Below are 25,087 nucleotides of genomic sequence, written 5' to 3' on the forward strand. Positions count from 1 at the left end.
TGCATTGGCTTTACAAAAGTAAAAACAACGCTTACAATAAAAGAAATAAAAAAGGAGTGTTGTTTATGAATGAAAATCGATCTTTATTATCTAATTCATTAATTCCCTTGCTAATATCGTATATTACGTCTGCAATAGCCTATTATAAATTACTAAAATTATCACAATATAAATCTCCACTACGTGCTTTTATACCTTTTTCAAGTGCCTATTTCTTAGGTTATTTGTCTTATAGTAAAAATATGCAACTACCTAAAGACGTGCTACATAAAGAAAAACATAAAAATGGTATAAAAAAATTTATTTGGTTTACGATTATTCCTTTGATATGTATTATTGGTATGGCTGTATTTATTGTATCCACTATTTTTCAATATCGTGATATAACAGATTATACCTCACTCTTCCTACAATTAGGTCCTATTTTCTTACTATTGATAATAGGTTTACTTTATTTTGGTATTTGGTACTTAATTGTTATGTATAAAATGTATGTTCACTTTACAACAACGAATATAAAAGCGATTTTATGGATCTTTTTTCAATTAGTAATAGCTGTTATTGCTTCAGAAATAAAAAATGAACTTATCAGTTATATCGTTTCGTGTGTATCTCTTACTATTTTTACTATTTTTGCTCTAACAAGAAAATTTTACAAATATTCAATTAGAGATAACGAAGAAAAGGAATAAACTGAAAATCAATAAAAGTCTTGACATCAACTTGTTGAACATGTTGATGTCAAGACTTTTTACTATGATAATATACTTCTAAATTGTTTACTTTTGAATAATTTTTTTAATGCCATTTTTTCTCTAATAATGCTGATAGTTTTGTTAGTAATGTAATTAAAATAATATAAATAGCAGCTACAACAACCCATGTATTTCCTGACGCATACGTTCTAGCAATAATAAGTCTTCCTGTTTGTGTTAATTCTACTAATCCAATAGCTGATAAGATAGAAGTGTCTTTTAATGTCATCACAAATTGGTTAATAAATGGTGGAATCATGACTTTTAACGCTTGAGGTAAAATAACTTTTCGCATTGTTGTATGATATGGTAATCCTAAACTACTAGAAGCCTCGAATTGTCCTTTATCTACAGCGTTGATACCTGCTCTAAATAATTCACCTATATAGGCAGCTGCATTTAATCCTAATGTTATCAAACTTGGTAAAAATGCATCTGTATATTTGAAATTAAAAAATTGTGGTATAGCAAAATAAACGAAAAAGGCTAAAACCAAGAGTGGTGTACCACGCATAATATCAATATAAACTTGATAGAAAAACATCAATACTTTATTATGAGAAACACTGAACAATCCTAAAATCATACCTAATATTAGTGCAATAACAATAGATATAAACGTTAATAAAAGTGTTTGACAAAGTCCACTAAAAATTTGACTACCATTTGTACGTAAAATACCGATGATAGACGTATCTTCTACTGTAGTTTGTGTATTTTGTGTCGTTACAGCTAATGATGAACCACCTAAATATTTGTTCACGATAGTCGCATACTCGCCACTTTCTTTTAATTGTTTTAATCCGGCATTAAATTTTTCAACCAAAGACTTTCCTTTATCATCTTTCGTTGATGCAAAGCCATAAATAGATTTCGGTGATTCTGTTTTTATCGTTTTTAATGGAACATTAGCTGATGAAATAGTATATTCAATACTTATTGAATCATCAAATAAAGCATCACTATTTCCGGATAAAACAGCTTCAACCATTGCTCCCGAGTCTTCAAAAGTTGTTGTTGTAAACCCATATTTTTCTGCTAATTCTTGAGCGTATGTCGCACCTGCTGTTCCAATTTTTATAGCAATATGTTTTCCTTTTAAATCATCTAATGATTGGATTGTACTATCTTTTTTTGTGGCTACAACAATACCATCATCCTCAAAATAAATATCCGACATATTAAATTTAGCTTTTCTTGCTTCTGTAATCGACATACCTGCGATTACACCGTCAACTTGATTTGATTCTAACGCTTGTAAAGCAGCATTAAATCCTAGTGCTTTAATTCTTACCTCAAATCCTTGATTTCTAGCAATAGCTTTTAATAAATCCATATCTAATCCGACCATCTCTCCAGATGTATCTACCCATTCAAAAGGAGCATATGTTGTATCTGTTGCGATTGTATAAACTTCAGTAGCAAAAGTATTGTTTGATGTTATAAAATATACCAAAAATAATATAATAACACTAAACACTTTCCCTATTTTTTTTATTATTTTCATTATTTAACTCCTTTTTTCTGTAAACTAAATTTTCTTTCTTTATATTATATGATAAACATTTAATTTCGCAAAATTCTTATCACTAATCATGTTATATAATATAACATGATTAGTAAATTAAACTATTTGAAAAAATAATTTATTGGGCGTATAATGAACAAAGAAAGTTTCATTTAAGCAAGATAGGAGGCGATACTAGGATGAAAGTCGTCATCACATTTTTTTGGGCATTTTTAATTACACAAGTAACATTCTTTTTGGGTGCATCCTTATCAGGAATGCAATACCATTTTTCTCACGCGACTGCTTTAGCCGTTGCAGCAACATTATCAGTAATCATCATCACAAAAATGTTACCACCTATTCAAAAAGCAGAAAAATCACATGAAGTATCTCATTAAAAAAAGACAGTCTACCAACTGTCTTTTTTTATGTCTTATTCAAATAAGTAATAGATATAACCATATAACCCTGTTTACTCTAAAATGTTTATATCTCTCCTTCAACACGATTTAATCAAGAACCTTTAATTGCTGATTTAATACTATTACATGCTGGACATATATGATTTCTTGCTGATCGTGTACATCTATATCGTCCCCAAAAAATAAATAGATGATGCGCTCTTGACCAACGTTCCTTAGGTACTTTTTTCTTCAATGTTTCTTCTACCTCTAAAGGTGTAGCGTCTTTTTTTACAATCCCTAAACATTTGCTGACACGCTCCACATGTGTGTCTACAGCAATGGCCGGTACATTAAATCCTACACTCAAAACGACATTAGCTGTCTTTCTACCAACACCAGCCAATGCGGTTAATGCTTCAAAAGTATTTGGCACTTGCCCATTATGATTTTCTAATAATTGTTGGCAGCATTGTTGAATATGCCTTGCTTTACTTTTATACAATCCTATTTTATTGATGTCTTGCATCAACTCTTCTACCGTCACCGTTAAAAAATCTTGTGGTGTAGGATATTTTTTAAATAAAGCCGGTGTGATTTTATTGACTGATTTATCTGTTGTTCTCGCACTCAACATGACAGCAATCAATAATTCAAAAATATTTGTATAAGTTAATTCACATTCTGCATTAGGAAATATTTGTTCCATAATGTCTAAAATAGCATTCATTTCTTTTTTTGTCGTCATTTTTATTCCTCATGCAACCAATTTTGCATTAAAATATCCGTCATGTTTTCAGATATATTGGTAATTGGTTGACTATCCTTTTGTTGCTCTCTAAATTGTTCACTCTGCTTTTGTGCCTGTGCAACTGTTTTAATATTTTTACGTTCCCAACTCAACAAAATTTTATCAATATATTTCAAACTCGTCACTTGATTTAAACTCGCCTCTTTTAATGCCAACTTAATTAAATCTGGCTCATAGTGGTCTTCAAATAACCACCCTTGTAACATTTCTAATTCCATTGGTGTTAAAGGTTTGCCTATTTCTTGTTCAAAAATACTAACAATATCACTGGCATTCACTGTTTCTTTTTTGTTTTGTGGTGCTTGCATTAACAAAGTGACCAATTTTTGATACATAGGTTCAAACGAATATTGTAAATCAATTTTTCCGTCACCTAATACGATTTGCTGCATCACGACAAGTTGTTTTGTCATTAAATTTTGTAAAATTTTTAAAACAATCTGCTCAGAAATCCCCATATTTTTTGCAACGATTGTAAGGTCTTGATTAGCCACATACTCAAACTGTAAAAATAGAGCTAATTCATCATTAGTCATACCTAATTGTGTATAGTATGTTAATAGCGTACTAGATACTGTCACCGGTTTTGCTTGTAATGATGCTAATAATTTTTCTCTCATATATTCATCTCCATTGTCTATTCATTTCTATTATATCGGAATTAGCATCATTTTCAACCAATGTTATACTATAATAGGGTGAACCAACACATTTAAGTGTTAGTTCACCCTATTATTTTTATTGTAACGCTTCTGGAAAATGTATTTTGACAATATCAGCACAACGTTGACATAATGTTGGTGCGTCTTCTATTTGTCCAACTTCCAATCGAATAGCACGACATCTTTCGCATACTTGCCCATCTGCATGGGACACAACGACACTCAATCCATTGGCATTATCTATTGGACTTTCTGAAATATCTTTAACGTCTAGTCCAGATACGATTAAAATTTGTGCGACATTGACATTTTCTGCGTTTAAAATAGCTTGGTACTCTTCATTCGCATAAATTGTAACAAAGGCATCAAATGATTTTCCGATAACTTTTTCATTACGTGCATCTTCTAATGCTTTTAAGACACTATCTCGAACGGTTAAGAATGCTTGCCAGTAGCGTAAAACGTCTTCTTGGTTTTCATATACATCTACAACTGGGAAATCAGCTAATTGTACATATTCTTCTTTTTCAGATAAATGTGACCACACTTCTTCTGTTGTATGTGGAATAAATGGTGTTAATAATTTAGTTAATTTAACAAGTACATCGTACATCACTGTTTGCATACAACGACGATCATGATGATCTGCTGTTTCAATATAAACAATATCTTTTGCAAAATCTAAATAAAAACTTGATAATTCAACTGTACAGAAGTTAATCACATCTCGATAAATAGCTGAGAATTTAAAGTTGTTGTAGTGATCTAGTGTTGATTTGACTAAGTCATTTAATTTAATTGCTAAATATTGATCGACTGGTCGTAAATCTTGATAAGATACACGATCTGTTTCTGGGTTGAAATCAGATGTATTAGCTAGCATAAATCTCATTGTATTACGGATTTTACGGTAAACTTCAGATACTTGTTTTAAAATATCGTCACTTACACGTACATCAGACTCATAGTCTACGCTAGCAACCCACAAACGAATAATATCGGCACCTTTTGTTTTCATTTCTTTTGCAGGATCAATCGTGTTTCCTAGTGACTTACTCATTTTACGTCCTTCACCGTCATTCACAAATCCTTGAGATAAAACACTCTTATAAGGTGCACATCCATTCACAGCGACACTCGTTGTTAAACTTGAATTAAACCATCCACGGTATTGGTCAGAACCTTCTAGGTACATATCAGCTGGGAATGATAACTCTGGTCTTTGGCGTAAAACACCAGCATGAGAAGAACCTGAGTCAAACCAAACATCCATAATATCCATTTCTTTTGTAAAGACTCCGTTTGGACTACCTTCATGTGTAAATCCTTCAGGTAATAAATCTTTAGCTTCTCGTTCAAACCAAACGGTTGAACCATGTTCTCCAATTAAATTAGCTACATGATCAACTGTTTCAGGTGTAATAATAGGTTCTCCATTTTCTGCATAGAAAATTGGTAGTGGGACACCCCATACACGTTGTCTTGAAATAACCCAATCTCCTCTATCACGTACCATATTGTAAATACGAACTTTCCCTGATGGATGATACCATGTTACATTATTTTCAATTTCATTTAAAATCTCATCACGGAATTTATCAATAGACGCAAACCATTGTGGTGTTGCACGGAAAATAACCGGTTTTTTTGTTCTCCAGTCATGCGGATAACTATGTGTAAAGAAACTTAAATCTAATAATAAACCTTTTTCTTGTAATAATTCACAAATTGCTTTATTCGCATTTGCATAGTACATACCTTCAAAGCCTGGTGCCTCATCTGTATAATGCCCTTGATTATCAACTGGGGATAGAACATCTAGCTGATATTTTCTTGAATAGTGATAGTCATCTTCCCCGTGTCCTGGTGCTGTATGCACAAGTCCAGTACCAGCATCTAATGTAACATAATCTCCAACCATTACTAATGAATCTCTATCATAGAATGGATGTTTAGCAATAGCATATTCTAAAGATTGTCCTTTAAACTCTTTTAAAATATCAACTGTTTCCCATTTCGCTGCTTTAGATACAGACTCAAGTAACTCTTTAGCAACAATATATTTCTTACCATTTGCCAATACTTGAACATAATCAAAATCAGGGTGTACAAAAATTCCTAAGTTTGCTGGTAATGTCCATGGTGTTGTTGTCCAAATTACAAAGAATGCGTCATTATCAACAACATCTTTCCCGTCTTTGACAGGGAAAGCCACATAAATAGACGGAGATTCTACATCTTTATATTCGATTTCTGCTTCAGCTAGTGAGGACTCACTTGAAGGAGACCAGTAAATTGGTTTTAGGCCTTTATAAATATAGCCTTTTTCTGCCATTTTACCAAACAAACGAATTTGGGCTTCTTCAAACTTTGGATCTAATGTCACATATGGATTATCCCAATCCGCTTGCCCACCTAAACGTTTCATCACTTCACGTTGATTATTAATTTGCTTCCAAGCGTATTCTTCACATAATTTTCTAAACTCAGCTACTGATAATTTTTTACGGTCAACACCTTCATTATTTGATAAGGCTTGTTCAATTGGTAAACCGTGTGTGTCCCAGCCAGGCACAAATGGCGCTCTAAAACCAGACATTGATTTAGAACGTACAATAAAGTCTTTGGAAATTTTATTCAAAGCGTGTCCCATATGAATTGGTCCATTGGCATACGGAGGACCATCATGTAAAATATAACTTGGTTTTCCTTCATTTTTTTCTTGTACTTTTTGATATAAATGGTCTTCTTCCCATTCTTTTTGCCATTCAGCTTCGCGAACAGGTAAATTACCTCTCATAGGAAACTCTGTTTTTCCTAATAATAGTGTTTCTTTCATTTCCATGTTTTTTATCTCCTAAAAAATTGTTTCATTACATTTTTAAAATAGTAGACTTTATCATAAATTGTACTAGTATGAAAAAATATTGATATCATTTGAATAATGTTTATTTAATTCACATCATTCTCAGTAGCAAAACATTTTATCTTTCTCTTTACTAGCATACTTTGATGCAGAGTTAATAATATAAAAAACGTCCCTTTTGACTGTTCGTCAAAAGGGACGTTGATAAACGTGGTACCACCCTATTTTATACTCTATTGCGTATAACGTCGCAACACGTTTATCTTTACTATACTTCAAAATAAATGATTCATTAACTGATATATATTGTATAGGGACATACTAATCTTTCACCGTCTATTAGCTCGCTTTTAAGTATACACAATACACGTGTGTTAATATTTATTGAATTGGCAATACATCAGACAAGTCTATTTCTGATGTATTAACCGTTACTGGTTGTTGTAACTGTCCGTCTAAAAATTCATCAACAGTTGGTGTATCTACTGGATTTGGTTGAGTTTCCAATAAGTGATCCCACTCTTCGTTTTGAATTAAATCTAATTGAGATTCAACTAATAATTGGAATTTTTTACGGAATACAATAGCTGTTTTGCGTAATGTATCTGTTTCATTGGCAATACGTGTTGCTTTCTCAACAGCTACATTTACTAAATCATCTGCTGTTCTTTGTGCTTCTGATACAATAATTTCTGCTTCTTTTTCAGCATTTTCTTTTACTCGGTCAGCAGCATCTTGTGCTACAACGATGGATTTATTTAATGTATCTTGTAAGCTCATGTAGTGTTCTACTTGCTCACCCATAAATTTAATTTTTTTCTCTAATTCACGTTTTTCTTTAATTAAAGATTCCATTTCAAGCATGATTCTATCTAAGAAATCATCTACCTCATCAGGATTGTAGCCTTTAAATTTCTTACTAAACTCTTTACTACTAATATCAATTGGTGTAATCGACATATTGACCCTCCTTCTCGTTCTATACAAATATTATATAACATATCAATTTAAAATAAACAATTACTTTTTATTTTTCAAAATATCTAAATGAACACGGTATTTTCCTGATTTTGAAATACCATTTGTTGCTATGAAACGTATTCGTCCATAACCCCGTACAGAAATTGTATCAAATTCTTGTACTTCTGTCATTGATTTTATTTCTTCGACCCAATTCAATTTAACAGCACCTTGCTCAATCAACGTTTTTGCTTTTTGTCTGGATAAATGATACGCACTCGATATGATACTATCTAATCTTAAAGAAGAAACTGTATCATATAAAGTCATAAAATCAAATGTTGGTTGAATAACCTGTTTTAAATCAATGGTTTTCACACTCACTTTTGTTGCGCCGATTTTTGTTAAATGCAACAAAATGTATGACACAACATGACTAGATACAATAAATTGCCAATCTGTACCATTTGTTATAATATCGCCTATTTGCTCACGTTTTATCCCTAATCCTAATAAACTACCTAAAATACTGCTATGTTTTAATGTTGCAAATTTTTTAGGATACTCTATTTGACATACCGTTATCTCAAAATCATCAGACTGAAATGTTGTATCATAAGATAAAAGGCATCGCTTTTGCTCACTTTCTTCAAATCCACCAAAAAATAAATAATGTATATCATCACTTTTTGAAATTAATTTATCAATAATCCATTGTTCTCTAGGATTTAAAAAAGGAGTCAAGTACGCCAATCCGGTATCTTGAACATACATTTTCCAATCATTTACTTTTTCAATAAAAGTATATTCATCTTTTTTAAAGTGTTGATAAACATGCTTCATAGGATTAAATAGAATCTAGAAAGTTAATATGATTTGCTTCAGATTCTTCACTCAACATACCTTCGATTTCAATATTAGACGGTGCACATAAGAAAATATCACCACTTAATTTTTGAACATCTCCACCAATGGCGTAAGCAATCCCTGCCATATAATCAATAATACGTCTTGCTTGTGCTTCATCTACTCGACGTAAGTTTAAAAGTACTGCTTGTTTTTCTAATAATAAAGCAGCAATTGTTTCTACTTCTGAATAAACTCTAGGTTCAACAATATTTATTTTAGCCATATCTTTTCCTTCGTATTTTTTTTGAACAAATTTCTTTTGCACAGCTGGTAATACTTCAGTCGCTGTTTCCACTTCGTAATTTTCGCCGTAATTATCGTAATCTAAATCATCATCGGCTACTTTAAACCATTTTGAAAAAGTATCTTTTATTCCCATTATATCACCACCATTAGTTTTTAAAAAATGCACTTCCTATTCTCAAGTGCGTTGCTCCCATTTCCACTGCTTCTTTATAATCATTACTCATACCCATACTTAAGAAAGAGCACGGAGCATACGGAATACATCTGTTTTTTATGCTTAATTGTAATTCTTTTACTTGTTGAAACACTCTTTTGATAACAGCACAGTCGGCATCAAATGGTGCCATAACCATTAAACCAACAACGAGAATATGCTTTTTATCATGTAAATAATCTAAAATATTTTCTATCTCATCTAAATAAAACCCGTGTTTAGACGCTTCATGAAAAGCATTCACTTGCAGAAAACATTTGACACATTTAGTAGCTCTTTTGTCTATCTCATCTATTAGCGATTGTCTATCTAATGCATGAAAATAATCAATTTTATCAATAATATCTTTTACTTTGCGTGTCTGCAATGTACCTATCAAATGCCATTCAATATCCTCTTGTGGAAATTCCTCTTGCCGTTTCAATATAGCATCTACTCTATTTTCAGCAAAAGAACGAAAACCTAGTGTATATAATTGGGAAATATCCTCAAATACTTGTTGCTTAGTAACAACAAGTATTTGAGGATTTTCTATATACCGACTTGTTCTTTTAGCTTGTTGAATGGTTTCACGAATACTTTCAACATTATCTAAAATAGTCATTATTTACGACGTTTTCTAAAGAATGGCGGTGTATCTAAACCATCTTCACTTTCTACATCTGTTTCAACATAAGACACTTCTGGATATGACGTGTTTCTGTTGTCATCTAATACATCACGCATATTTGTTTCACGGCGAATATCCCAATCACCAAACAAATTACGTTCTTCTGTTTTTGGTTTTGCTGCTTCAACAAATTTTGGTTTTTCTTGGAATGAATATCCTGATGTTCCACCAAACTCATTCACTAATGATGCTCCTGCTTGATAAGAAGAAGCACTTGTTCTTGGTGCTGATTTTCTATTACGTTCTGAATCAATACCTGTTGCAATAACTGTAACAACAACATCATCACCTAAATTTTCATTGATAGATGTACCAAAGATAATATTGACATCTGTTGTTGAAGCATTCGCAACAATTTCACTAGCATCTTGTGCTTCAAATAATGTTAAATCACGTCCACCTGTAATATTTAGTAAGACATTTTCTGCTCCGTCGATAGATACTTCTAATAAAGGAGATGAAATAGCACGTTTTGTTGCTTCAACAATTCTATTTTCGCCACTTGCTACACCAATACCCATTAAAGCAGCGCCTTGATCTTTCATAACTGTTTGTACATCGGCAAAGTCTAAGTTAACATATCCTGGTGCTGTAATTAAATCAGAGATACCTTGTACCCCTTGACGTAATACATTATCTGCTTCACGAAATGCTTCTAACATAGGTGTTTTCTTATCAACGATTTCTAATAATCTGTTATTTGAAATGACAACTAATGTATCTACATATTGTTTCATTTCTGCGATACCTTCAGCGGCACCTCTTGCTCTTTTTGGTCCTTCAAATGTGAATGGTCTTGTAACCACACCAACTGTTAAAGCACCTACTTCTTTAGCAATTCTTGCAACAACTGGAGCTGCACCTGTTCCTGTTCCGCCACCCATTCCAGCAGTAACAAAAATCATGTCTGCACCTTGTAATGCTGCCGTTAATTGTTCTTGACTTTCTTCAGCGGCTTTTTGACCAACATCTGGAATAGAGCCTGCACCTAAACCTTTTGTTAATTTTGGCCCTAATTGAATTTTTGTTTCAGCACGAGATGCACTCAATGCTTGTACGTCTGTATTTGCAACAATAAATTCAACGCCTTGAACGCCTTCTTCAATCATTCGGTTAACGGCATTTCCACCACCGCCACCAACACCAATTACTTTAATAATGGCTTTATTATTTAATGTATCAAACTCAAAACTCATATTTTACCTCCTGATATGTCTGTTAGAATAACATCACTTGTTTTAACTAGTCTTCACCTAATGCATCAAAAAATCCTTTGAATTTAGATCCTATATTGCTAAATATTCCTTCTTTTTTAGGTGTATTCTCGCTTTCTTTATCGACACGTTTTTCCTCAGATTCACGAACATCTTGTTGAATAGTTTCCTTGAAAGTTTGTCCTAAATTTTTAGCTTTTTCTAGTGGTTTACTTTGTTGCGTTGATCCCACTTTTTGTGTGTTTACATCTGCTTGTGCAAAATGATGAATATCATCTAAATCAACTGTGTAATGCAATAAACCGACTGCTTGTGAAAAACTTGGATGTCTTAATCCCATTTGTTCTGGCATATAAAGTTTTACTGGAACACCGAAAATATCTTCAGCTAGTTCAACAACACCTGGTAACATAGATGCTCCACCAGTCAACACAATGCCTCCTGGTAAAGATAGAGCATCGACACTATTTAATGCTCTTTTCACATTTTCAAATGTTTGTACTAATCTTGCTTCAATAATTTCAGATAAATATTGTTCTTCAATTCTAACAGGATCTTTATGCCCTACAATTTCTACTGGAATATATCTATCTTGGGCTAATTCTGATGGAATAGCATAACCAAACTCACGCTTTAATAATTCCGCATTATCTAAAGTTGTATTTAACACGGTAGAAATATCTCTTGTGACATATTCGCCACCTTCTTGGTCGATAAAGACGAATTTGACTTGATCTTCATGAATAGCAGAAACACTTGTTTGTCCACCACCCATATCAATTAAAACAGTTCCAAAACTTCTTTCTCCTGGTGTTAAAGCAACTTTACTTGTTGCCAATGGTTGTAAAACCAATTCAGAAATATGTAAACCTGCTTTTTCCACACAGCGTCTAATATTATGTACGATTGTTTTTGGACCTGTCACTAAGTGAGCGTGTAATTCTAAACGTACGCCTATCATACCTCGTGGATCACGAATACCGTCAAATCCATCAACAATAAATTCTTGAGGTAAAATAGAAATAATTTCTCTTTCTGGTGGAACAGATCTTACTTTAGCTGCGGAAATAACATTGTCGACATCTTTATTTGTAATTTCTCTATTTTCACTAGAAACAGCAATCATTCCTTGACAGTGTTCAATACTGATTTGATTACTTGGTACACCAACAATAACATTTTTTATTGTCACATTTGCTCTTTGTTCTGCTTTTTTTACTGCTCGTTTAATCGCTTCAACTGTTGCGTCAATATCAACAATAATGCCTCTACTCACACCGGTTGAACGTTCTACTCCGACGCCTATCACATTTAATTGCTGTCTTGCAAATTCGCATACAACAACTTTAATTGAACTCGTTCCTATGTCTAAACTAACATGAATAGACTTTTCTATCATACAAGTTCCTCCTCTTTGGATTTTTCAGCTATTTATCTCTTAAATTCATTTAAAGATAGTTTTTGATAAACTATCACCCATACATTTTACCATAAAAACGTGAAAAACAGTAGTATTTTACACTAAATAAATGACTTTTATATACTTTGCCGAGTTGTAAAATAAAGTGCAAAAGCAAAATAGTGTTATAAAAACAAAAAAAGACAGATAATTAACTTACTAAGATTCACCACAAAATTAGAAAGGTCATTATCATGTCTAAAACAAATTATAACACAAAAAAACAATATAAACAGCTATCATTGGTTGAACGTACAAAAATTGAAACGTTATTAAACGAAAAAAAGCCAATACGATATATCGCTGAACGACTCGGAAGAAATGTATCCACAATTTATAGAGAAATTAAACGAGGAAGCGTTAATCAAATTGTTAATCGAAATGGTATCCAACGTGACGAATTAAAATATTACGCTGAAACAAGCCATTACATCTATAAAGCTAAGCAACAAAATAAATATCATCATGATTTAACTGAAAAATTTAGTCAACAATTTTTCAAAGACTTACAACAGGTAGTTACTGAAAAATATAGAACCCATAGTATTGATACCTTTGTACATTGGTATCGGCAAAAATCATCCTAATGAAAAAGTCCCTTGTACGAAAACGGTTTATACGTTTGTTCATCAAGGTATTATCCCTATCAAACCAATTGATTTACCCAAAATGGTAAGCATTAGAAAACGACCGAAAAAAGAGAACACCAAAACATACAAGAAAAATATGGGTACATCTATCGAAAATCGACCAGACGTAGCGAATAATCGTACAGAATTTGGACATTGGGAAATTGATTTAGTCTTATTTAAGAAGACAAAAAATGAAGCACTATTATTAACGTTAGTAGAACGACAAACACGTTATACAATTATACGTAAAATGAATGATAAAACAGCACAATGTGTCTTACGGACATTAAAGAATATTTTTAAACAATATAGGAAATCAACCTTCAAGAGTATTACATCTGATAATGGGTCAGAATTCGCCTCGTTATCTGAATTAGAATCGACATATTTAAGCATTTACTATGCACACCCTTATTCATCTTATGAGCGTGGTACTAACGAAAATCATAACGGACAGATACGGGAGTTTTTACCTAAGGGTAAATCTATCAATACCGTTAAAAAGTCAACTATTCGTAAAATAGAATCCTGCTTAAATCAGAAAATACGGCGTAAATTAGGTTATCGTACACCTGCAGAGTTATTTTTATTGCGGGTAGATTAATAGTTTAATAAAAACAGGTTTCCCGTCAAGGCACACTTTGTTTTTCGCCTTGACTAGAAAACCTTTGTTTTTATTGTTTGGTTATTAACCCCGCAAAAGAGAAAGTAATTATCTGTTTTTTTGCACTTTACTTTACAATTGGAGTTTTATATACTTTATTTATTCTTTATATGGTACAAAGTAAGCACCTACTGTTAAGTCAATAATACCTTTTTTTCCTTCTAAAATAGACTTCATCCCTTTATAATATTCTAATTTAGATGCGAAATTTGTATAATTTGCTTTTATTTGGTTCCCATCATTCATAAAAATAGTTAAGGCTAACTTATCACTTTCTTTATAATTGATGTCAGAAATACTATCTCGAATATCCGATGTTAATTTCGCTAATTCTTTAGCCATAATTTCTAAAGTTTGAATAGTACCTTCCCATTTCACGATTGGAACTGTTCCTAAATACTTTTTACTCTCTTCTTTTAAAACGATACCGCTAGATAGAATAGTATAATAATCTTCATTTTGTTCAACGTAGGCAATCGTGTCATATTCGGTTACTTGAATTTGAAAGACATTTCCTGCCTCTAAACGAATGGCTACATCCGCCACTCTCGCTTGTTGTTTTTTTATGTTTTCTTTAATACTATTTTGTCTAAGCCATAAACTTAAAATCAAGTCGTTTGGCACCACATTTGCACTAGCTTCAATACTTTGTGCGTCTGTATCTTTACTTCCAATTACAGAAATAGTTGAAATACGTGAAAACGGGACAACAAAATAAGCAAAAATGCATAATAAGATAAACAAAATAAATCCTATTCTTTTTTCATAGACTGTCATATCTCTATGTAAAAAGCGACGTTTTTTTCTCTTTTGTTTACTCATAAAGCCTCCAATCTATGATTGAACACATTCCTTGATAATTGTTAATAAACGTTCTGAGGCATTTGTAATACCTAGTTCTTTAGCATGGTGTGCCATTTTTTTTTGTTTCTCTTCATGTTGCATCACATCATTCACTAGTATAGCTAGTTTATTTTCTGCTAATTCTTTTTCCAAAACCATAAATGCTGCACCTTTATCGACTAAAGTTTGTGCATTTTTTTCTTGATGATTATTCGTAACATAAGGACTTGGAATTAAAATACTGGCTACACCTAGAGCAGTTAACTCTGCTAAAGTTGTTGCACCACTACGACAAACAACTAAGTCAACAGCACGGAGAATATCTGGCATATTATCAATATATGCTAAAACTTTAATATTATCCGGAATTGTTTCAAGACTATCTATAACAGATTGATAGTGAGCATTTCCTGTTACCAAGATAACTTGATAATCATTTGTTGTATAGTCGTTTATATACGATATAAAATGTTTGTTTAAATTCATAGCACCACGACTACCACCGAAAATTAAAACAGTTGATTTGTCTTTTTTTAAACCAATTTGTTCTAAAACATTTTGTTGATACTCCAAGGATACAAGTTCTTGTCCTCTTGGATTTCCTGTTAAGACAACTTTATTAGCATATTTTTGAAAATCGTGTTTAGCTGTATCAAAACATGTACAAATTTTTGTGACATATCGACTTAAAAATTTATTCGTAATACCTGCAACACTATTTTGTTCATGAATAATACTTGGAATATGTAACTTGGCTGCTGCATACAATACTGGGCCACAGACATAGCCACCTGTCCCAATAACAATATCTGGCTGAAAATCTGTTAATATCTTTTTAGCATGTGATGTACTTCTTAGCATATACCATGCTGTTTTTATGTTTTCTAGTGATAAAGAACGTTTAATACCTTGTATTTTAATCGACTGAAAAGGAATATTTTCTTTAGAAACAATCTCTCTTTCAAGTCCTCTTTCACTTCCAATATATAAAAACTCTGTTTCAGGATACTGTGTTAAAATATAATTTTTTAAAGCGAGTGCCGGATAAATATGACCACCTGTTCCGCCACCTGATAAAACTATCTTCATGCGTATTCTCCCTTATTGTTGATTTAATCGTGAAACACAATCTATAAAGACATCACCACGTACTTCAAAGCTTGGAAATTGATCCCAACTTGCACAAGCTGGAGAAAATAAGATAGTATCTCCTACTTGACTTAATGCATAAGATGTATTAACGGCTTGTTCTAAAGTATCCACTAAAATAATTTTTTCAACTTTTTTATGTTCACCCGCTAATTTTAGTTTTTCTTTTGTTTCACCATATAATACGAGTGTTTTTACTTTTTCTAAAGAAGGCTCCAATGTTTCAAAGCCATTACCTCTATCTAATCCACCTGCAATTAAAATTACTTTATCATTAAAACCTTGTAATGCCATTTTAGTAGCTAAAATATTTGTTGCTTTTGAATCATTATAAAATTGACGCCCATTAACATTACCAATAAATTGAGTACGATGTTTTACACCATGAAATTGTTGAACCGCTTGTTGAATAAGTTCTTTAGACTGACCATACAAACGTGCAGCTAAGCTTGCAGCTAAAACATTCTCAATATTATGTGTACCTGGAACTTGAATATCAGATACAGACATAATTGGTTCTCCTAATACAAAAATATTACCGTTTTTCACATAAGCATCTGCTGTATCATCTGTTTTAGAAAAATATAAAACTTGTGCATTCGATGTTGATGCGATGTCTTTCATTTCAGCTAAATCACCATTTAAAATGAGATAATCATCTATTGATTGTTGCTTTATCAAATGTAATTTTGCTTCTTTATAGGCTTCTCTACTACCATGATAGTCTAAATGCGCTTCATAAATATTGGTTATGATAGCAATTTTAGGTCTAAACGTTGTCACACCCATTAATTGAAAACTTGATAATTCCATTACGATAACATCATTTTCAGTTGTTTGTTTGGCAACTGTTGTAGACGGTATACCTATATTACCTGCAATATACGTATGGCCTTTTGCATTTTTTTCTAACATATTGCCAATCAATGTTGTTGTTGTTGTCTTTCCATTTGAACCTGTCACGCCAATAATAGCTGCTTTGGATACACGAAAAGCTAATTCAACATCTGTTAAAACAGGAATATCTAAGTCTATTGCTTTTTTTACTAAACTATTTTCATAAGAAATACCTGGATTTTTCACCATATAATCAAGTTTTTCATGCACTAAATCTAATGGATGTTCTCCTAATACAACATGAATATTTAAATCTTGTAATGTATGAACATCTGTTAAATCCTCTGGTATTTTACCATCATTTACAATGACATGTGCTCCTAACTCATGTAAAAGTAGTGCTGCATGATACCCACTTTTAGCCAATCCTAAAACAAGAACATGTTTTCCTTTAAAATCATCAATTTGTTTCATTTTTCTTCCTCAATTTCTGTTAATTTCAATAATGACTACCAACTTTTGTATATCAATACATGTACTAACATACAAAAATAGGTCGTCTAACACGATAAGAGGGATAGAGATATATTATCTCTATCCACTATCCTATTTTTATCAATACTAAACAATTATAAAATAGACAAGAGAACCTAACAAACCTATAAACCAAAAGGTTAAAACAACTCTCCATTCACTCCACCCTAACATTTCAAAATGGTGGTGTATAGGTGTCATTTTGAAAATTCTTTTGCCTAACAATTTGAAAGAGGCAACTTGTAACATCACGCTGGCTGTTTCTAAAACAAAGATAATACCAATAAACAACAAGCTAAATTCAACATGTAACAACATAGACAACACTGCAAACACCGCACCTAAAGCTAATGCACCAACGTCCCCCATAAAAATTTTTGCTGGTTTTTTATTAAAGATAAAAAATCCTAACAGCCCCCCAAGAAGTGCTGTACAAAATGCTAAAATATCATACTGTTGTTGCTGATACGCAATCACACTATACGATGCTAGAGCAATACTTGCCGTTCCAGCTACTAATCCGTCTAAACCGTCTGTTAAATTAACTGCATTTGAAAATCCAGTTATCCAAATAATTGAAAATAAAAAGTAACAAATAAGACTAAAAACACCACCAAATGATGCAAATAGTAAAATACTTTTTCCGGATAACAAATAAAACAAAACATAAATGATACTAAAGATAATTTGACATAAAAATTTTTGTTTTGATGTTAGTCCTGTATTATGTTGTCGAATCAATTTTAAGTAATCGTCAAGAAAACCGATAATACCAAATGCAACTAAAACAAAAATAAGTGATCCAGTTGAAAAATTAAGATATCCTTTATAAAGTGCCATTACACCAAATGAAATGATACTTGCAATAACAAATGCCACGCCACCCATTGTTGGTGTCCCAGTTTTCACTTCATGCCATGTAGGTCCTTCTTCTCTTGTTACTTGCCCTAATTTTTTTTGTGTGAAATACATGATAAAAAAGGGCATCATCATTGTTGTTAGCGTAAGGCTCGCACAATAAATGATAAATAATTCAATCCAAATATTCATAATTTTCTCTCTCTTTATTCTGTTTCTTTTGTTGTACTTGTCGTTTCTATCTTATCCGATGTATTTTTTATAGCAGTTGATTTAACAGTTGGTGATGTTAATGTGATATTTACAGTATCTGTAATCGTAGATACATCTACGCCAGACGGAATACTCTGTTCACTTACAAATCCTTCTCCCTCAAAGTTGACAGGAATATTGAGTAAATTCATGACTTTCATAACATCTAATTTAGACCAGCCTGTCATATCAGGAAGTGTCACAATACCACCTGTATATAAAATCAATTTCGTATCAAGCGTATATAATTGATTATCCAATGGTGCTTGTTTCTCAATAATTGTACCGTTACCTAATACAATAATATCTGTAAATCCAATATTCTTTAATGCTTCTTTTGCTGTTTCAACATCTGCTCCTGTTGCAGACGGTACAACTTCCGCTTTTTGTGATTCTGGAGCTTCATCTTTTCCTAAATATTTCATTGCATAGCTAGTAAACGTTGTAAACCATTCAGACAAACCTAAACTACTTGTTCTAGATGATTCAGGTCTATCATATGTAAAGTAAATAACATATTCAGGTTTTTCACTTGGCACAAAAGCAACAATAGAATGTAAATAGTTACCGTCTGTTAAGTACGTTTTCTTTTCTTCATCATATATTTCAGCTGTACCTGTTTTACCTGCCAAACGTACACCGTCTACTTTATAATTTTCCCCAGTCGCATTTTCTGCATAAATAACTTCTTCTAAGTATTTTAAAACCCATTTTGCTGTTTCTGGCTTAATAGGATTACTTAATGTTTGTACTTTTGTATATGTCACTTCTCCAGTTGTTGTATTTTCAATGCGATCAACAAATCTTAATTTTTGCATTTTCCCTTCATTTGCAATCGCTGTAAATGCTTGAACTAATTGTAAGCTAGTCACAGAAACACCTTGTCCAAAGCCGGTACTCGCTCGTCCTTCTTCTGAAGCATAACTGTTTAATCCCACATTTTCATTTGGGAAACCACTTTCCGTAGAGCGACCAATACCAAAAGCGTCCATATATTCTTTCCACTTATCATAGCCAATTTGAGATACAATATTAACAAACGCCACGTTACTCGAATAAATCAAACCCTGCAAATAAGAAATTCTACCCCAACCAGTTCTATTCCAGTCATTGACAACAATACTCCCAACTTTGATTTTTCCAGAATCGTATAATTCCATAGGGCTGAATACACCTTCATTTATAGCTGCCGCTAGAACAAGTGTTTTCATAGTTGATCCCGGCTCAAAAGCACGCTCAACAATTTGGTTAATCCAACCATTTTCTGGATATTCTTGTTGTTTTGGATTAAAAGTTGGTCTTTGAGAAACTGCAACGACATCTCCTGTTTTAGGTCTTACAACAATTGCTGTCATAGATTTTGGTTTATATTTCTCATAAATTTTTGACATTTGTTCTTCTAAGTATTCTGTTAAACGACTGTCAAATGTGGTATAAATATTGTTCCCATTTTGAACTTCTTCTATCACTTTTTGTGTTCCTGGAACAGAATATCCATAAAAATCTTTATCGTAATTCACAAGTCCGTCAATACCACGTAATTGCACATTATATTGTGCCTCTAATCCCATGACACCTTGTAAAGGATTTCCCTGAGCTTCGACACTCGTATCTTCTCGTGTGTCTTTTGCCAATCCAATCACGTTATTGGCATAATATCCTTTTGGATAATCCCGTGAAATTTTTTCCGTAAAATAAATACCTTTTAAAGATTCTTTTTCGATGTTTTCTTTTTGAAGATATGTTAAATTAACACCTGCGTTTCCAAAAGCGGTTTGGTTAACATTATCTTGGTTGAGTAATTTCAAAATATTATCTTCACTCATATTGATATGCTTAGCCAATGCTCTTGCGGTCGCTAGTTTATCTTCTACATATTCAACACCTTTATACTTATCCGTTAAAACAGCATAAATGGCATACGTTTTGACATCTGTTGCTAATGTTTCTCCCGATGCATCATAAATAGTGCCTCGTCGAGCAGGAATAACTTCATCACCATTATACATTTGATGTACTAATTTCGTTAAATCTTCCCCATTTGCTGTTTTAAAAACCATCAATTGCGTAAAACGAACTAAAAATACAATAAATACAACACATAAAAAAGCCATGTAAATATGCACCATTTTAATAGAGTCCGTTTTTATCAAGTTTTTTATCCGTTTCATTTATTAACAGTCCTTACTACCGCATTTGCTTTCGTTAATCCATATTCATTTGCAATAGATGAAATTCTTTCATAAGTTGTTAAATCATCCACTTTTTGTTGCAAAATTTGACTTTCTGCATTAATTGTCGCAATTTCACGTCGTGTTTCTTCAATTTGTGCATTCGTTTCAGAAACTTTACTCTTTGTAAATACAACTGCTGTCATTAAAATTAAAAAACTAATCGCAATAATAACAACCGTTACTTTTTCAAATCGTGTCATTGACAATACGTATTTTCTTTTCGTATCGCGTTTCACAAAACTTTCTGCTTTCGTCAGTAATGTTTCAAACATATACTGTTCCTCCTATACTTTCACACGTTCAATAACTCTTAATTTCGCACTTTTGGCACGCCCATTTTCTTCGATTTCTTCTTGACTTGGTAAAATAGGTTTTTTCACAACTAATTGGTAATCTGGTTCCAAATATTCCGGTAAAACAGGTAATTTGCTTGGAATATCTTCAACACTACTATACTCTTTGAATATTGTTTTGACAATTCTATCTTCTAAGGAGTGGAATGAAATAACACTCATACGCCCGTTTTGAGATAATAAAGACAAACCTTGTTCTAGTGATTCTTCTACAGATGATAATTCATCATTCACAGCAATACGAATTGCTTGAAAAATTCTTTTAGCAGGATGTCCTCCTTTACGTCGTGCAGATGCAGGAATTGTTTGTCTAATAATATCCACCAATTCTGTCGTTGTTGTAATACGTTTACTTTGTCTTACTTTTTCAATTTGTCTTGCAATTTGCTTTGAAAATTTTTCTTCACCATAACGATAAAAAATTTTTACTAAATCATGGTAATCCCATTCATTCACAATAATTTCTGCCGTTAAAAATTGTTCTGTATCCATACGCATATCTAATGGTGCTTCTTGACTGTAACTAAATCCTCTTTCAATTTTATCTAATTGCGGAGAAGACACACCTAAATCATATAGAATACCGTCAACTTGTGTGACACCATGCTCTTCTAGTTTTTCTTTTAAGTGCGAAAAATTACTTTTAATAAATGTTACCATACCTTTTTCAATATATGGTTTTAAAACGATTTGAGCATTTTCTAAAGCCATTGTATCTCTATCAAATGCATACAAGTGACCTTCTTGTGATAATTGACTTAATAAATAGGCACTATGCCCCGCACCACCTAATGTACAATCTACATAGATACCATTGGGTTTTATATGTAATGCATCGACTGTTTCGTTTCGTAAAACTGTTATATGATGAAACATATTGCCTCCACTTTTAAAATTCAAATTCTGATATATTTTCCGTTAATGTTTGAACATTTTCTTCTGTTTCTTTGACATATACTTGCCATTTTTCATCATCCCATATTTCTAAGCGATCTGATACACCAATAATACGGCATGTTTTGTCCAAACCTGCATACTCACGTAAAGTTGCCGGAATCATAATACGACCTTGTTTATCAAATTCAACATCACTTGCTGCTGAATAAAAGAAACGTGTAATCGCACGTGCATCTTTTTTACCAAGTGGTAAATTATGTAATAATTTCTCGCTTAAAGATTGCCAACTATTCAATGGATAGCCAAATAAACACCCGTCTAATCCGCGCGTTAAAATAAACTTATCGCCTAGTTCATCACGCAATTTTGACGGTACAATAATACGACCTTTTGAATCCATATTATGTTTATATTCTCCCATTAACACGGCAAAAACCTCCTTACGTAGAAATCATTCACCATATTTTACCACAATTCCCCACTTTCTACCACTTGTTTTTTGTATTTCTCTTAAAAAACAGTACCTCTCATTCTCTATTATATTTTTTTATTTATCAAATATGTTAAAAACAACCAACAGATTGATAACAAATATATAAAAAGAAGAATTACTTGTGCATGAGTAATTCTTCTTTTTGTTTTTAATGATAAAACTAACATCTTAGTATAAAACCCGAAGTGAATCGCATAGATAGTCGGTTCACTTCGGGTTACCTTATATAGTCGTTTGAATGACAGAAACAACCTCACCATCATCAATTACAGATGTTCCATTTGAATATCTGTCATATAAAGAAATTTGCATTGCTTGAATACTCGTTTGTTTATTCGTTGATGTCACAATATCAAATGCCATATCAGATGTGACAATATTCGATACAAATACAAAACGGTGTGGTTTATTTTTTAATTCTTTCAATAACATCAATCCACGTTTTGCACGCCCTAATATATTGACATCAAAAACATTCAATCGTTTTACAGAACCTCTTTGGGTTACAAGAAGTACATGTACTTTGGACATATTCGTTGGATTAAAGGTAATTGCACCAACAACAAAATCATCTTGTTTTAAATTGATAGATTTTACACCACTTGCTTTTGTACCGACAACTGGTACTTCATCTAATTTATAGCGTAATCCAAAACCTAAGTGTGTCACAAGCAATACTTCATCATCTTTATTTTCTTCTGACTGACAACTCATATACACAACAGTGGCATCTTTTTCTTTTAAATTCATGGCAACCGCTGTTTTAGTTTTATAGCTTCTAAATGTCGTAAAGTCTTTTAGTAGTGTACGCTTAATCATACCGTCACTTGTTACGAATGTAATGGTTGCATCCGCTTTTTCTAATCCAGTCATCACGACAACGCCAATGATTTGCTCTTGTGTGTCCAAGGATACACGTTGTGAAAAATGCTCTCCTAAGTCTTTCCACTTATATTCGGGTACTTCATGAATTGGGAAGTGAATATAATTCCCTTTAGAAGTAAATACGACCAAATGTTGCAATGTCGTTGCAGCACCTTGGTAAACAATCTCATCTTTTTCACGTAGTCCTGTTTTTTCGCCATTTGAAGCATTCACTGAACGAGGGCTTACACGTTTATAATAACCACCTTTTGTTATCACAACATAGACATCTTCTTCTGGAATAAGTACTTCCGTTTCAATTTTAATTTCTTTTATTTCATCTTCAATGATACTTAAACGTGGTTTTGCATATTGTTTTTTCATATCCAATAATTCTTTTTTCATCACTGTTAATAAAACTTTTTCTTGTTTTAAAATCAATTCTAAAGAAGCAATTTCCTCGTTTAAATCAAGTTTTTCATTTTGTAATGCTGTAATATCTGTATTCGTCAATCGGTATAATTGTAAAGAAACAATCGCTTCTGCTTGACGCTCACTAAACTGAAATTCTTGTTTTAAATTCTCTTTGGCATCTTTTTTATCAGCACTATTTCGGATAATACGAATAACTTCGTCTAACACAGACAATGCTTTCATCAAGCCGTCTACAATATGTAATCTATCTTGTGCTTTTTGTAAATTAAATCGTGTTCGTCTTAATATGACGTCTTTTTGGTGATTGATATATGCAGCTAAAATAGCCTTTAACCCTACTTGTTGTGGGCGTCTTTCATTTATAGCAACCATATTAAAATTATAAGCAATTTGTAAATCGGTATTTTTTAATAAATAATTTAAAATACCGTCCGCATTCGCTTCTTTTTTTAATTCCACAACAATTTGCAAACCATTTCTATCAGACTCATCACGAACTTCTGCGATACCTTCAATTTTTTTGTTAATGCGAATTTCGTCCATGCGTTTAACTAAAACAGCTTTATTCACATCAAATGGAATTTCATGAATGACAATTTGCTGTTTACCGCCTCGAATATCTTCGATACTTGTTTTAGAACGAACAATCACCTTTCCTTTACCTGTTTCATAGGCTTCTTTTAAACCCTCAATCCCTTGAACAATCGCACCTGTTGGGAAATCAGGACCTTTAACAAATTGCATTAAGTCTTCAGTAGTTGCTTTAGGATGACCTAAATAATGTACAGTAGCATCAATCACTTCACCTAAATTGTGAGGTGGAATATCCGTTGCATACCCAGCTGAAATACCTGTTGATCCATTTACTAATAAATTAGGAAAACGTGCAGGCAATACCGTTGGTTCTTCAGTTGTATCATCGAAGTTTAAAATAAAATCAACGGTTTCTTTATCAATATCTCTTAATAGTTCATCAGATAGTTGAGATAATCTCGCTTCTGTATAACGCATCGCAGCAGCTGAATCGCCGTCCATACTTCCGTTATTTCCGTGCATTTCAACTAAAATATCACGCATTTTCCAGTCTTGGCTTAGACGCACCATGGCATCATAGACACTTGTATCTCCGTGAGGATGATAATTAGCAATAACATTTCCGACTGTTTTTGCTGATTTTCTAAAATTTTTATCGGCTGTATTATTATCCATGTACATCGCATATAAAATACGTCGTTGTACAGGTTTTAATCCATCACGTATATCTGGTAAGGCACGATCTTGAATAATATATTTAGAGTATCGCCCAAATCTATCTCCCATAACATCTTCTAAAGATAACTCTTGAATATTTGGCATTGCGTCAGA

23 protein-coding genes are annotated in these 25,087 nt (G+C 32.5%); 4 read left to right on the forward strand and 19 right to left on the reverse strand.

Annotation, left to right across the window (positions count from 1 at the left end; translation table 11 throughout):
• Window positions 1-65 precede the first annotated feature (65 nt).
• Entirely contained in the window at window positions 66-692 is a 627-nt protein-coding gene (locus H1220_06155; protein QMI85303.1) for a hypothetical protein, read from the forward strand.
• A 106-nt stretch (window positions 693-798) separates the two neighbouring features.
• Here H1220_06155 and H1220_06160 read toward each other — a convergent pair whose 3' ends face one another.
• On the reverse strand, window positions 799-2,253 hold the full coding sequence (locus H1220_06160) for an ABC transporter substrate-binding protein/permease (GenBank protein QMI86678.1): 1,455 nt from the start codon (window positions 2,251-2,253) through the stop codon (window positions 799-801).
• 209 nt (window positions 2,254-2,462) lie between these two features.
• On the opposite strand from H1220_06160, the gene H1220_06165 reads away from it, so the two are divergent.
• Window positions 2,463-2,663: a DUF2929 family protein gene (locus tag H1220_06165; protein QMI85304.1), complete on the forward strand. Its 201-nt coding sequence runs from the start codon at window positions 2,463-2,465 to the stop codon at window positions 2,661-2,663.
• Between the two features lie 115 nt (window positions 2,664-2,778).
• Here H1220_06165 and nth read toward each other — a convergent pair whose 3' ends face one another.
• From nth to ftsA, 9 genes are all read right to left on the reverse strand, one after another.
• Window positions 2,779-3,414, reverse strand: a complete 636-nt coding sequence (gene nth, locus H1220_06170; GenBank protein QMI85305.1) for an endonuclease III — start codon at window positions 3,412-3,414, stop codon at window positions 2,779-2,781.
• Window positions 3,415-3,416: 2 nt separating this feature from the next.
• On the reverse strand, window positions 3,417-4,097 hold the full coding sequence (locus H1220_06175; protein QMI85306.1) for a DnaD domain protein: 681 nt from the start codon (window positions 4,095-4,097) through the stop codon (window positions 3,417-3,419).
• Window positions 4,098-4,215: 118 nt separating this feature from the next.
• Window positions 4,216-6,984: an isoleucine--tRNA ligase gene (gene ileS, locus H1220_06180; GenBank protein ID QMI85307.1), complete on the reverse strand. Its 2,769-nt coding sequence runs from the start codon at window positions 6,982-6,984 to the stop codon at window positions 4,216-4,218.
• A gap of 402 nt (window positions 6,985-7,386) precedes the next feature.
• Window positions 7,387-7,965, reverse strand: a complete 579-nt coding sequence (locus H1220_06185; protein ID QMI85308.1) for a DivIVA domain-containing protein — start codon at window positions 7,963-7,965, stop codon at window positions 7,387-7,389.
• A 60-nt stretch (window positions 7,966-8,025) separates the two neighbouring features.
• Window positions 8,026-8,808: an RNA-binding protein gene (locus H1220_06190; GenBank protein QMI85309.1), complete on the reverse strand. Its 783-nt coding sequence runs from the start codon at window positions 8,806-8,808 to the stop codon at window positions 8,026-8,028.
• A 4-nt stretch (window positions 8,809-8,812) separates the two neighbouring features.
• The gene (sepF, locus tag H1220_06195) at window positions 8,813-9,253 is read right to left on the reverse strand and encodes a cell division protein SepF (protein ID QMI85310.1); all 441 of its coding nucleotides are present in this window, start codon (window positions 9,251-9,253) and stop codon (window positions 8,813-8,815) included.
• Window positions 9,254-9,266: 13 nt separating this feature from the next.
• The gene (locus tag H1220_06200; GenBank protein ID QMI85311.1) at window positions 9,267-9,938 is read right to left on the reverse strand and encodes a YggS family pyridoxal phosphate-dependent enzyme; all 672 of its coding nucleotides are present in this window, start codon (window positions 9,936-9,938) and stop codon (window positions 9,267-9,269) included.
• On the reverse strand, window positions 9,938-11,200 hold the full coding sequence (gene ftsZ, locus H1220_06205; GenBank protein QMI85312.1) for a cell division protein FtsZ: 1,263 nt from the start codon (window positions 11,198-11,200) through the stop codon (window positions 9,938-9,940). Before ftsZ ends, H1220_06200 begins: the two co-directional genes overlap by 1 nt.
• A 46-nt stretch (window positions 11,201-11,246) precedes the next feature.
• On the reverse strand, window positions 11,247-12,617 hold the full coding sequence (ftsA, locus tag H1220_06210; GenBank protein ID QMI85313.1) for a cell division protein FtsA: 1,371 nt from the start codon (window positions 12,615-12,617) through the stop codon (window positions 11,247-11,249).
• 254 nt (window positions 12,618-12,871) lie between these two features.
• Here ftsA and H1220_06215 point away from each other — a divergent pair, with 254 nt between their 5' ends.
• Both H1220_06215 and H1220_06220 read left to right on the forward strand, forming a co-directional pair.
• Window positions 12,872-13,264: a helix-turn-helix domain-containing protein gene (locus H1220_06215; protein ID QMI85314.1), complete on the forward strand. Its 393-nt coding sequence runs from the start codon at window positions 12,872-12,874 to the stop codon at window positions 13,262-13,264.
• A complete protein-coding gene (locus H1220_06220; GenBank protein QMI85315.1) occupies window positions 13,233-13,913 on the forward strand; it encodes an IS30 family transposase in 681 nt (226 codons plus the stop codon). Before H1220_06215 ends, H1220_06220 begins: the two co-directional genes overlap by 32 nt.
• 159 nt (window positions 13,914-14,072) lie before the next feature.
• Here the strand turns inward: H1220_06220 and H1220_06225 are convergent, their stop codons facing one another.
• The 9 genes from H1220_06225 to parC all read right to left on the reverse strand — a co-directional run bounded on the left by H1220_06225 (window position 14,073) and on the right by parC (window position 25,078).
• Window positions 14,073-14,795, reverse strand: coding sequence for an FtsQ-type POTRA domain-containing protein (locus H1220_06225; GenBank protein ID QMI85316.1), 723 nt, complete (start codon window positions 14,793-14,795; stop codon window positions 14,073-14,075).
• Window positions 14,796-14,807: 12 nt separating this feature from the next.
• The gene (murG, locus tag H1220_06230; GenBank protein QMI85317.1) at window positions 14,808-15,905 is read right to left on the reverse strand and encodes an undecaprenyldiphospho-muramoylpentapeptide beta-N-acetylglucosaminyltransferase; all 1,098 of its coding nucleotides are present in this window, start codon (window positions 15,903-15,905) and stop codon (window positions 14,808-14,810) included.
• Between the two features lie 12 nt (window positions 15,906-15,917).
• The gene (locus H1220_06235; protein QMI85318.1) at window positions 15,918-17,276 is read right to left on the reverse strand and encodes a UDP-N-acetylmuramoyl-L-alanine--D-glutamate ligase; all 1,359 of its coding nucleotides are present in this window, start codon (window positions 17,274-17,276) and stop codon (window positions 15,918-15,920) included.
• A 147-nt stretch (window positions 17,277-17,423) separates the two neighbouring features.
• Entirely contained in the window at window positions 17,424-18,386 is a 963-nt protein-coding gene (locus H1220_06240) for a phospho-N-acetylmuramoyl-pentapeptide-transferase (GenBank protein ID QMI85319.1), read from the reverse strand.
• A 14-nt stretch (window positions 18,387-18,400) separates the two neighbouring features.
• Window positions 18,401-20,509 carry a PASTA domain-containing protein gene (locus H1220_06245; protein QMI85320.1) on the reverse strand — a complete coding sequence of 703 codons (2,109 nt, stop codon included), beginning with the start codon at window positions 20,507-20,509 and terminating at the stop codon, window positions 18,401-18,403.
• A 104-nt stretch (window positions 20,510-20,613) separates the two neighbouring features.
• Complete coding sequence (ftsL, locus tag H1220_06250) at window positions 20,614-20,952, reverse strand: cell division protein FtsL (GenBank protein ID QMI85321.1); 339 nt, start codon at window positions 20,950-20,952, stop codon at window positions 20,614-20,616.
• A gap of 12 nt (window positions 20,953-20,964) precedes the next feature.
• Window positions 20,965-21,909: a 16S rRNA (cytosine(1402)-N(4))-methyltransferase RsmH gene (gene rsmH, locus H1220_06255; GenBank protein QMI85322.1), complete on the reverse strand. Its 945-nt coding sequence runs from the start codon at window positions 21,907-21,909 to the stop codon at window positions 20,965-20,967.
• 13 nt (window positions 21,910-21,922) lie between these two features.
• Window positions 21,923-22,357: a division/cell wall cluster transcriptional repressor MraZ gene (mraZ, locus tag H1220_06260; protein QMI85323.1), complete on the reverse strand. Its 435-nt coding sequence runs from the start codon at window positions 22,355-22,357 to the stop codon at window positions 21,923-21,925.
• A 288-nt stretch (window positions 22,358-22,645) separates the two neighbouring features.
• Window positions 22,646-25,078, reverse strand: coding sequence for a DNA topoisomerase IV subunit A (gene parC / locus H1220_06265; GenBank protein ID QMI86679.1), 2,433 nt, complete (start codon window positions 25,076-25,078; stop codon window positions 22,646-22,648).
• Between the last annotated feature and the right edge of the window lie 9 nt (window positions 25,079-25,087).

Source organism: Carnobacteriaceae bacterium zg-84, from assembly GCA_013874835.1.
Classification (GTDB): Bacteria; Bacillota; Bacilli; order Lactobacillales; family Aerococcaceae; genus WM01.

Coding starts and splice junctions, on each gene's coding strand:
- H1220_06155 (QMI85303.1), top strand. CDS start 66: ATGAATGAAAATCGATCTTTATTATCTAATTCATTAATTCCCTTGCTA.
- H1220_06200 (QMI85311.1), bottom strand. CDS start 9,938: ATGACTATTTTAGATAATGTTGAAAGTATTCGTGAAACCATTCAACAA.
- ftsZ (QMI85312.1), bottom strand. CDS start 11,200: ATGAGTTTTGAGTTTGATACATTAAATAATAAAGCCATTATTAAAGTA.
- nth (QMI85305.1), bottom strand. CDS start 3,414: ATGACGACAAAAAAAGAAATGAATGCTATTTTAGACATTATGGAACAA.
- H1220_06175 (QMI85306.1), bottom strand. CDS start 4,097: ATGAGAGAAAAATTATTAGCATCATTACAAGCAAAACCGGTGACAGTA.
- rsmH (QMI85322.1), bottom strand. CDS start 21,909: ATGTTTCATCATATAACAGTTTTACGAAACGAAACAGTCGATGCATTA.
- H1220_06225 (QMI85316.1), bottom strand. CDS start 14,795: ATGAGTAAACAAAAGAGAAAAAAACGTCGCTTTTTACATAGAGATATG.
- ileS (QMI85307.1), bottom strand. CDS start 6,984: ATGGAAATGAAAGAAACACTATTATTAGGAAAAACAGAGTTTCCTATG.
- H1220_06165 (QMI85304.1), top strand. CDS start 2,463: ATGAAAGTCGTCATCACATTTTTTTGGGCATTTTTAATTACACAAGTA.
- sepF (QMI85310.1), bottom strand. CDS start 9,253: ATGGGAATAAAAGATACTTTTTCAAAATGGTTTAAAGTAGCCGATGAT.
- ftsA (QMI85313.1), bottom strand. CDS start 12,617: ATGATAGAAAAGTCTATTCATGTTAGTTTAGACATAGGAACGAGTTCA.
- H1220_06215 (QMI85314.1), top strand. CDS start 12,872: ATGTCTAAAACAAATTATAACACAAAAAAACAATATAAACAGCTATCA.
- H1220_06235 (QMI85318.1), bottom strand. CDS start 17,276: ATGAAACAAATTGATGATTTTAAAGGAAAACATGTTCTTGTTTTAGGA.
- H1220_06240 (QMI85319.1), bottom strand. CDS start 18,386: ATGAATATTTGGATTGAATTATTTATCATTTATTGTGCGAGCCTTACG.
- H1220_06185 (QMI85308.1), bottom strand. CDS start 7,965: ATGTCGATTACACCAATTGATATTAGTAGTAAAGAGTTTAGTAAGAAA.
- parC (QMI86679.1), bottom strand. CDS start 25,078: ATGCCAAATATTCAAGAGTTATCTTTAGAAGATGTTATGGGAGATAGA.
- murG (QMI85317.1), bottom strand. CDS start 15,905: ATGAAGATAGTTTTATCAGGTGGCGGAACAGGTGGTCATATTTATCCG.
- H1220_06190 (QMI85309.1), bottom strand. CDS start 8,808: ATGAAGCATGTTTATCAACACTTTAAAAAAGATGAATATACTTTTATT.
- ftsL (QMI85321.1), bottom strand. CDS start 20,952: ATGTTTGAAACATTACTGACGAAAGCAGAAAGTTTTGTGAAACGCGAT.